This is a genomic window from Bradyrhizobium sp. 157, from assembly GCF_023073815.1.
Taxonomy (GTDB): domain Bacteria; phylum Pseudomonadota; class Alphaproteobacteria; order Rhizobiales; family Xanthobacteraceae; genus Bradyrhizobium.
Window position 1 is genome coordinate 1 of record NZ_JADPKF010000123.1, and the last position, 9,765, is coordinate 9,765.

The 9,765-nt window shown below is 63.0% G+C and carries 7 protein-coding genes and 2 pseudogenes; 4 read left to right on the top strand and 5 right to left on the bottom strand.

The features are described from left to right. From IVA95_RS38075 to IVA95_RS38085, 3 genes and pseudogenes are all read right to left on the bottom strand, one after another. Nucleotides 1-461: pseudogene (locus IVA95_RS38075) on the bottom strand (IS110 family transposase); the annotation flags it as partial. 329 nt (nt 462-790) lie between these two features. Beyond that, nucleotides 791-2,257 carry an amidase family protein gene (locus IVA95_RS38080; RefSeq protein ID WP_247515215.1) on the bottom strand — a complete coding sequence of 489 codons (1,467 nt, stop codon included), beginning with the start codon at nt 2,255-2,257 and terminating at the stop codon, nt 791-793. Between the two features lie 82 nt (nt 2,258-2,339). Beyond that, the gene (locus tag IVA95_RS38085) at nt 2,340-2,801 is read right to left on the bottom strand and encodes a DUF6130 family protein (RefSeq protein ID WP_247515209.1); all 462 of its coding nucleotides are present in this window, start codon (nt 2,799-2,801) and stop codon (nt 2,340-2,342) included. Nucleotides 2,802-3,386: 585 nt separating this feature from the next. Here IVA95_RS38085 and IVA95_RS38090 point away from each other — a divergent pair. Beyond that, nucleotides 3,387-6,158, top strand: coding sequence for a winged helix-turn-helix domain-containing protein (locus IVA95_RS38090; RefSeq protein ID WP_346658103.1), 2,772 nt, complete (start codon nt 3,387-3,389; stop codon nt 6,156-6,158). A gap of 8 nt (nt 6,159-6,166) precedes the next feature. On the opposite strand, the gene IVA95_RS38095 is transcribed toward IVA95_RS38090, so the two are convergent. Then, nucleotides 6,167-6,496, bottom strand: a complete 330-nt coding sequence (locus tag IVA95_RS38095) for a hypothetical protein (protein WP_247515211.1) — start codon at nt 6,494-6,496, stop codon at nt 6,167-6,169. A gap of 816 nt (nt 6,497-7,312) precedes the next feature. On the opposite strand from IVA95_RS38095, the gene IVA95_RS38100 reads away from it, so the two are divergent. From IVA95_RS38100 to IVA95_RS38110, 3 genes are all read left to right on the top strand, one after another. Continuing rightward, entirely contained in the window at nt 7,313-7,504 is a 192-nt protein-coding gene (locus IVA95_RS38100) for a hypothetical protein (protein ID WP_247515212.1), read from the top strand. 42 nt (nt 7,505-7,546) lie between these two features. Next, on the top strand, nt 7,547-8,212 hold the full coding sequence (locus tag IVA95_RS38105) for a VOC family protein (protein WP_247515213.1): 666 nt from the start codon (nt 7,547-7,549) through the stop codon (nt 8,210-8,212). Between the two features lie 90 nt (nt 8,213-8,302). Further along, entirely contained in the window at nt 8,303-8,893 is a 591-nt protein-coding gene (locus IVA95_RS38110) for an NAD(P)H-dependent oxidoreductase (protein ID WP_247515214.1), read from the top strand. 630 nt (nt 8,894-9,523) lie between these two features. Here the strand turns inward: IVA95_RS38110 and IVA95_RS38115 are convergent. Beyond that, nucleotides 9,524-9,765 (bottom strand): annotated as a pseudogene (locus IVA95_RS38115) (IS110 family transposase); the annotation flags it as partial.

A 9,765-nucleotide genomic window follows, 5' to 3' on the forward strand; every position in this document is an offset into this window, starting at 1 on the left:
GATGCCCCGCTCCAGCAGGAACGCACGGATCTGATTGATGACGCCGGTACGCTGACCGACCAATCGATAGCGGACGCGGTGCAGTGCCTGAAGGTCGAGTGATCGGCGGTCTTGGTCGCGACGAACTTCATGGTCGGGCGTTGGACCGCCTCGGCGATGGCTTCTGCATCTCGGAAGTCATTCTTCTGTCCCTTCGAATACGGGCGCACGTATTTCGCCGGCATCAGGCGGGCGTCGTGGCCAAGCATCTGGAGCTTGCGGCTGAGATGATGGGCGCCTACGCAGGCTTCCATACCGATCAAGCACGGCGGCAGGTTGGCGAGCCGCGTTTCCACCTGGCCGCGTGACCACTTCTGGCGCAGCACGATGGCACCGCGGTGATCATGACCCACGATGTGGTGCGAGTTTTTGCCAATATCGATGCCGATCACGGCGATCGCTGCGTTGATTTTCTGAGACATGGCGTACTCCTCGTCTTGAGCGCCCCTTGCCAGTTTCTCGTACTGGCAGGGCCGGAGCACGGCCGGACCATCCCATTAGCGGACATCTGCCCGTCAGCTCCCGTTGCCGCAACCAGGAGCGAACTGAACGTGTCGCGGGCAGCTGATCAACAGAGGATTCGGGGTAATTAGCCGCCGGGGCCAAGGGCGAACAATGCCTCACGAGGCGGCTGCTTAGCGGGGTGGGCCCTCCAGCCACAGATGTGTGTGCCATTGGGTCCGATGTCGACGCCATGGAGCATCGCTGTGGGTGGAGATCAGACATCTATCCTCGACTTCTGAACGCTGACTCAGAAGCCCGGTGGCGGAGCGACAGGGCCAAACACGGACTCCACCCGCCGCGCGAAAGCCAGCAACTGGCGGTCTTGCCCCGGCGCGCCGTCGACCTCGATCCCGAATGGCAATCCGCTGCGCGAAAGCCCCGCTGGCAAGCTGATGCCGGGCAGGCCGGCGCAACTGGCCGGGATCGTGTTTCTCGCGAGCAGTAGGTCGGTGACCTCCTTGCCGCGGACGACGAACTTGCGCTGTGCTTCAATGGCGGGAGCCGTGGTCGGCGTCGTCGGGAAGACGAGGAAGTCGGCGCGATCGAACACCCTCTGCATGAAGCGGCGCTGCAGTTCCGGGCGATCCTTGTTCATGGCATCGTTGTAGGCTTCGTCCGAACGGTAGCCCCCTCCGTTTGGGAGAACCAGGTATTCCCATCCTCTCCTGATCTCTGGGTCCAGATCCGCGAAGATCTCTTCGAATGAAACTGGAATCCCTTGAAGTTTCAGGAACTCGATGATCGCCGGCCGCGTCTCCCTGGCGAAGATGGTCCAGGTGGCGCGCTCCGCCAGGCCGCTGAAGTTCGCACCAAGGTCGACCTCGACGAGCTCGGCCCCGGCGCTCTTCAATCTCAGCAGATACTCACGGAAGTTATCCTCGACCTCGCGATCGATGCCGCTGAGATACTGCCGCGGAGCGTGAGCTATTCTGAACCCGTCCAGATCGGCGGGCCCGCCGATTGCGGAAGAGGGCGATCCGGTCACGACGCTGTCCAGCAGGATGCAGTCATCGATATTGCGCGCCAGCAGGCCAGTGGTATCGAGCGTGTGCGAGATCGGCGCGACCCCGTCGCCGGACCAGCGGCCAGGCGTCGGCTTGAAGCCGACGACGCCGGTGAGTGCCGCCGGCACGCGGATCGAGCCGACCGTGTCGCCGCCAAGCGAGGCCGGGACAATTCGGGCAGCGACCGATGCGGCCGAACCCGAAGACGAGCCTCCGGCGACGTGGGACTTGTTGTGGGGGTTCCGGACTTGGCCGTGATGAGGGTTCGCGCCGGTCAGGCCGTAGGACATCTCGACCAGATTGTTCTTGCCGAAAACGAAGGCGCCGGCGTCGCGAATGGACCTGATGACGGTGGCATCCCGGGTGGGCACGAAGTGCTTCAGCACTGACGTGCCGAACGACGTTCTGAGCCCGCGCGTCATGTAGCTGTCCTTGACGCCGATCGGGACGCCGAGGAGCGGCAGGGTCCTGCCCGCGGCGCGCGCGAGGTCCGCTGCCCTGGCCGCTTCCAGGACGGCAGTCTCGTCGATGGTGATGAACGCATTCAGATCGGAGTAAGCCCGCGCCCGCTCCAGGAGCGCGGTTGCGTGGGCTTCAGCCCTGACCTCGCCGCGCCTGATAGCTTCAGCGACAGCGGCTACGCCAAGCTCTTGCGGCCGGGGGTTGGCGGCGCCGGCACGCTCTGCGGAGGATTGCTCGGCAGTTTGGATCGTTGGCGCCGCGATGATGTCTGTTCCGAAAGACATGACACTACCTCTCTGGATGGCTTGTCACGAGGAGTCGTCCCCAGGGCTAGTGCGCGTGCCCGGAATGCTTGGGCACGGTGAAGTTCAGCACCACGACCTGGCCGGGAAAGACGTTGTGATTGGCGTCGACCAGCGAGATCTTCACCTTGTGCGGGCCGGGCGGAAACCCGGCTATGTCGACTGTGTTGTTGTCACTCGCGTCCGCCCACCACCAGGGCAGGTCGTCGACGGTTATGTGCAGATGACCGACACGTGGAGATGCGCTGACTGCGCCCGCCCCGAACACCGGTACGATACGCAGGTTCTCCACTCGGTACTGGGCCCAGAAAATGCCGTGTGCCAACCCCTCAGGAAGCGGAGGGTCCACGATCAGCTTGGGTGCGGGCTCATTCTCGATGGCGATGTATGGTGAAGCGCCCCGGATGTCCCTTGCACTCTGGGCGAAAGCGCTTGTGGCGAGCAACGTACCAGCCGCGACTGCGGCAAGCGTATTGATGAGCGGGGTCATTGTGTTCTCTCCTTGTATGGCTGCGGTGACTTGACTCGGAGATGGCCGGGTAATCCGGACGGCGCTCAGGAACATTGACGGAGAAGTCGACAAACTGCTCGTTACGTGTTGTTAAGCGCTGTTAAGCGGCTCCGAGCAGCGACAGCTAAGCCAAATGCTTCACAACGTGAGAACTTCTCACGGTGATCCGAGATTGGCACCTTGCTTTGAAGCCGGCATGCCCGGGGCCCCGAAGGGACTGGGAGCGAATGTGACACGTCACAATGCCAACGCCGCGCGGGCTGTAACTTGTCTAGCTATCGGTTGCCAGTTCCCAGAAGCCCCTCGGTTCGATACAATCTGGGCCGGAGCTGCTCGCAGGCCTCGTGACAACGGCGTTACAAGGGCAAGAAAGATGGCAGGCTGTAGCTACAGGAGGCCTTTCGACACGACGCCGCCTTGCGGTCCGCGGCACGACGCGAGTGACCACTCGTGAGCGAGGCATCAGGCGTCGATCGAACAAATCGAGCAGAGATGCCGCATGATGCGGATGCCGTTTCGTTCGGACCGTTTTCCCTCAAGACGCGGCTCCTCGAGAAGGACGGAGTGCCCGTCAAGTTAGGGAGCCGGGCGACGGATATTCTTCGGCTGCTGGTCAGTCGCGCGGGCGAGGTGGTCCCCAAGAACGAAATTCTCGCCTACGCGTGGCCCGGCCTTGTAGTCGAGGAGATCAGTCTGCGGGTTCACATTGCCGAACTTCGCAAGGCGCTCGGCGACGGCAAGGCAGGTGCGCGATACATCACCAACGTGCCGAGCCGCGGCTATTGCTTCGTCGCTCCGGTGCAGCGCATCGCGTCGGCGCCAGCAGCCGTACCGGCCTTCGCACGATCGTCCGGCTTGCCTGAAACAACGACGCCTGTCTCACTGCCTCACCGTCTGGAACGGATGGTCGGACGGGAGGAGGTCTTGCGGGAATTGTCGGAGCGATTGATGAGCGAACGCTTCGTCACGGTCAGGGGGCCTGGCGGAATCGGCAAGACGACCGTCGCGATCGCGCTGGCCCATGACCTCTCGACAGAGTTCGACGGCCAGGTTCGCTTCCTCGATCTGAGCATGTTGAAGGATGCGACGCTTGTCGCTGGCACGGTCGCGTGGGCTCTTGGGCTCGTCGTGCATCATGCCGATCCGACCGACAGCATCGTCGGCTACCTGCGGGACCAGCGTCTGCTGCTCGTCCTCGACAGCTGCGAGCATGTCATCGAGGTCGTTGCCAGGCTGGCAGAGAGCATTCATCAGCGGGCTCCCGGCGTCAGCATCCTCGCCACCAGCCGCGAATCGCTGCTGGTGGAGGGCGAGCAGATCTTCGAGCTCGACCCTCTCGAGGGGCCGCCGCTAGTAGGCGGGCTGAGCGCAAGCCAGGTGTTGGCCTATCCCGCAGCGCGCCTGTTTGCTGAACGAGCCGCCGCCGCTGGCCATCGTGCGGACATCACCGACGATGATGCAGATGTCCTCGCCGAGATCTGCGGAAAGCTCGACGGCATTGCATTGGCGATCGAGCTCGCCGCCGTGCGGGTCGGCGCGCACGGATTGCGGGAGATCGTTACTCTGCTCGACGGCCGGCTGAAGCTGGAGTGGCGTGGACGACGGACGGCCCCGCCGCGGCAGCAAACGCTGGGTGCGACGCTGGACTGGAGCTATGGCTTGATTCGCGAGAGCGAACGGACTGTTCTTCGTCGTCTCGCCATTTTCGCCGCACCATTCACGCTGCAGGGCGCGACTGCGGTCGCGGGCGAGCAGGGCGAACCGGCCGAGCGGATCGTGGATTCGCTGGAGCAGCTCGTCGCGAAGTCGCTGGTTTCGGCTCGGCCGGACGGCTCTTCGACGCGTTATCGGCTTCTGGACTCGACCAGGGCCTATGCCACTCAGAAGCTCGCCGACAGTGGCGAAGCCAAGAGCATTGCCCGCCGGCACGCCCGCTACGTCCAGCATGCACTGGAGACGACCGCGGCAGACGTGGGCAGCGGCGATCAGGCCTCCCGCGCGCGCGAGCGGACGGCGCTGCTTTCTGATGCGCGCGCAGCGCTGAATTGGGCGTACACCAACGATGACGGCGCCGAACGGCGCGTGCCGCTGGCCGGCGCCTGCGCCAGATTGTTCGTTGAACTCAACCTGCTGAACGAGGGGCACGTCTGGTCCAGCCGCGCACTCACGCTGCTCGACGATTCAACCCTGGGCAGTGCGTGGGAGCTCGAACTGCAGGCGACCCTCGGACATGCTTTCATGTTTACGGAGCGAAACAGCGAGCGCGCCGAAGGCGCGCTGCGGCGTGGCCTGGAAATCGCCGAAGCTCTCGGCGACCTCGCCAACAAGTTCAGGCTCCTGGCGCGGCTGAACATGTTCTACCGTCGGACCGGCGAGTACAGGCATTTGTTGCCGATTGCCCTCGAGGCCGAAAGGACCGCTCGGGAGATTGGCGACCCGGCGGGGATCGCCGGCGGCAAGGGCCTTGTCGGCGTTTCCTACCACATGATCGGCGACCAGCGTGCGGCCCAGCTCCATCTGGAGGAGGGCGTCGCTGGCAACCCGGCTCTGCGCAGCATGCAGCCTGGCCACTTTGCCTATTCGAGAACGCCGCAGATTCCACTCGCACGTGTCTTGTGGTTGCGAGGGTTTCCCGATCAAGCGCTCGAATGCGCCCGGCCGCTGACAGCTGCGTCGGCGCCGCGGGACGTCGTGATGTACTGCATAGCGCTTTGCTGGTCCGCGTCTCTGTTTGGATGGGTTGGCGACTGGTCCGCGGTCGAGCAGATGACCAGTCGCCTGGCAGCTCACGCCGGCGCGCATGGATTGGCGCCCTATCAGGCGGTCTCTGACGGCTTTCGCGCACAGACCATGATCGTCCGCGGCGAGCTGAAGCCCGGCATTGAATTGATGCGAACTGTGCTGCCGCGTCTGCGTGCCGATCGTTACGAACTCTACGTGTCGGCGTTAGTCGCGGACTTGTGCCAGGGACTTGCGTCCTCGGGACGGCTGCCGGAAGGGCTGAACTTTCTGCACGAGACGATTAAGCGTATCGAGGCGGAAGGCGACGCCTTCGACATGCCCGAGCTTCTGCGCCTGCGGGGTGAGCTCGAGATATGCGGCGGCGACCTGAAAGCCGCGGAAGCGAGCTTTGCGGCATCGATCGCGCTGGCGGAACGACAAGGTGCGCTGTCGTGGCGGCTGCGGACGGAGACATCTCTTGCCCGCCTTCGACTCAAGCAGCGCAAGGCGAAGCCGCTGGACGGACTAGCGGAGACTTACGGGCAATTCACGGAAGGTTTCTCGACTGCCGATCTGAGGGCGGCTCGACAGCTCCTGGACGAGACTTCGAAATAGCTCATCCCTCAGCCGAAGCGAAAGTCCGAGAGGTCGATCGACACCATCAGCGTATCGAACATCGGCGTCAAATCATCGTCGCGCAGATAGGCTCGCCGCCGGGTGGGAATCCAGATGCCGTCCACGTTCACGGGATCGGAGATGTATTGGGCGGCCGGGAAGCTGCCCGCGATCTCCACGTGGTAGTCGTGCCGGCGGATCAGCATGTCCTCCCCGAAATAGAAATCCTGCTCGGTGCTATGGCTCGCGATCTCCGGAAGGAAGGTGGCCCTCAAGCCGCGCCAGATCTCCGTTCCCTCGCGCCAAGGCTCGATCTCCCGGATCTTGAATCCGTCCATGGCGAGCAGGAAGGGCGTGGTCAGGTAAGTCCAGAGCGCGTAGCCGTTGAAGTAGGCGCGATGGAGCGGATCCCAGTTCGCGCAGGTCGTGCCGCGCGAACGAGGCGCGCGGATTGCGTCGCTCGGTGACTACGCTGCCGTCTGCCGCAAGAATCGCGATGCGGTCCGGCGTGAAGTCGGTGTGCCTGTCCCTTCCGAATGGCGCCACCGAAGCCCATTGTCGATGAAGGTCGACCCGCATCGTCCGGGAGCTTTGATCCTGGCCGACGCCTTTCAAATCCCAAAGGTCGCCGCCACTAATGATGGTTGCTGTGAGCTCCCGGTGGGCGTTCCAGCGGGTCAGCCCGCCGTGTGCGTCAATGGCATCTGCCAACAGTGAAATCATCATACCTCCCACCGCTCACGCCGGTTGTTTGTGACCTGCGCGTCGCCATTGCTGTCGATTAGGGGATGCAGGACCGGGTAGCGTCGTCGGTAAGGCCCATGCGGTGACTCCCCTTGAATTGCCTGCCCCGACGTTCGCCCAAAAGCCGGTAAATGACCCGTTAGGTGTTGTTAAACGGTGTTGGGCGGCGAAAGCGCCGGTTGGTCAAAGCCTTAAGCGAATTCTGATGAGAACCCTCCATGCGCTGCCGTGTCCGGCCGTCAGCTTCGATTATCCCCGTCAGCGATTTCAGTTGCTTCGGCCGTTGTCGGGCGAAATCGCGCTGACAACGTCTAACAACGCTTAACGAGCAAACATCCCGGTTCGGGTGCATATCCGCTCCGACATGAGAGCGAAGTCGCAGCAACACGACGCCTAACGAGAGCACGAACATGCCGCACGAAATCAATCATGGCCGCCGTCATTTCATCAGCCCCACCGCGGCGACTCTTGCCGCCCGCAAGCTGTTCGCTCCGACCGCGCTCGCGGCGATCATCCTTCTCATGCTTGTACAGTTTGGTCCCCTGGTCGTCTTCAGTTCGAAGCCGACCGAAACAAGTCTCGTGCGCGTCGGGGCCCAGTAAGGCGTGCGCGGAATGTGTCAACCCAACATCAAGGAGAGAACCATGACACTCACAGTCAATCCCGCAAAGGTCCGGACGACGGACATGAAGTTCGAGTTCGCCGTTATCCCTGTTTCCGATGTGGAACGCTCAAAGCAATTCTACGCCAGCCTCGGTTGGCGACTCGATGCCGACTTTGCGTTCGATAATGGCTACCGGGTCGTCCAATTCACGCCACCCGGTTCCGCGGCTTCGGTCCTCTTCGGCACCGAGGTCACCGCCGCGGCGCCAGGTTCAGCAAAGGGACTTTACCTCGTCGTGTCCGATATCGAAGCGGCACGCGAGGAACTACTCCGGCGCGGCGTGAAGGTCAGTGAGGCGTTTCACGGCGGCGGCGAAGTATACCGCGGCACCGACGAACCGCACCTGTTCGGGAGCGTCCGGGTTAGTGGTCGAGATCCCGAAAACCGGAGCTACTTCACCCTGGCATCGTTCAATGATCCGGACGGCAACGGCTGGCTGCTGCAGGAGGTGACCACACGCTTTCCCGGACGCGTGGAAGGGGACACGACCTTCGCTTCGGTGTCCGATGTGGCAGCCGCGCTCCGCCGGGCGGCGGCGGCACATGGCCAGCACGAGAAGCGGACCGGCGAGCATGATGTGAACTGGCCGGACTGGTACGCCGAGTACATCGTCAACGAGCAGGCCGGCAAGCCACTGCCGCAGTAGGTGAGCGACTGCGTGTGCAACAAACAGCTGCGGTTCGTCGACGGCCGGCGAACCGCGTGCTGCCCGAATTTTGGCCGCTGAGTGACCGCCATGAGCAACCGCATCCTCGTTTTCTACGGATCCTATCGTTCCGACCGAGCAGGCATCCGCTTGGCCGAGTTCGTGGTCCAGCGGCTTCGGCGCCGAGGCGAGGACGTCGAGCTGATCGACGCCAAGGCGATTAATCTTCCGATGCTTGACCGTATGTACAAGGAATATCCGAAGGGGCAGGCACCCGGGGCTCTTGAGGAACTCGCGCGGAAGATCCGCGCCGCCGACGGCTTCGTTTTCGTCACCGGCGAATACAACTGGGGCGTCCAGCCCGGGCTGAAGAATCTCACCGACCATTTTCTGGAAGAGTGGTTCTGGCGGCCCGCCGCGATTGTCAGCTATTCCGCGGGTCGTTTGTCCGGTGCACGCGCAGCAACCGCGTGGCACGGTACGCTCTCAGAAATGGGCATGGTGGTGGTCTCGAGCACGATCGCCGTGGGTCCGATCAGTCAGACGCTGTCGGTCGAAGGCATGCCGACCGGTGAGGCCGGCAAGGCGCTCGAGCATGCGTTCCCGCGCTTTGCCGACGATCTCATGTGGTGGGTCGAAGCCGGCAAGGCGCAACGGCAGCGCAAGGCGCCGCCGTACTGATCATCAGTGGAGACGAACTGGTAGAACAGGAAAAGCCAACGCCCCGATTAAAAAATACCAGAACTGAAAGACCTATTCGGACTTGTCTGCTTTTGGCCCTTTTGCGAAGTGGCGGCCGACACCGACGGTGTCCGATTATCGGGGTAGACCGGAAGTAGCCGGCCGAGTGTTAAAACGGCGCCTTTGACCCCTATGTATGGTCCGGCCGTGCGGTGCAAGAAGATTTCGACGATCCGGTAGATGCGGTCTTGCATCAATGTATCCGGCCTCTGCTTGGAGCGCAGTGCTCCGGGCCATCATGGATATCAGCGCGCATGTGATCTGGTTAGCGGACAGGCCTCGACCGGGCCATTTGGGTCACCAGTGTTCGCATGCGCCGGGAAGACCGATTCTCCATCGTCGTCTCATCTTCTCGCAGACCTCGGCGGGTAAGGGGTGTTGTTACGTCATCGATAGCTCCTCACTTCGCGCTGTTCCTTTGTTTGTGCCTGGCGGTCGTTCCTTCGTCCCGGCCTGCGCGCGCAGACGCGCCGCGCGCAAGGGGTCGTCAAGGCCGGCCGTCGTGCTGTCCTGACGTCTTGCTCTCTGCTGCCAGGCTGCGCCTTGACGGCCCCGCGCACGGCGCGAGGGTCAAGCAGGTTGGGACGCTGTCTCCTCCGTCTTGACGCTCGCGAAGGCGCGTCCCTTGTTGAGGACCGCCCAGGCAATTCGGGCGAGTTTGTTAGCGAGCGCAATCGCCAGCACGTTGTGATGCAATCGTTTCTTGGCGGCTCGGATCCAAGAGTTGAGGCCATAGCGCTCCCAACACCTGATCTTGACCAGCACAACCCAAGCGGCTTGCACGAACAGCGCGCGCAGGTAGCGATTGCACC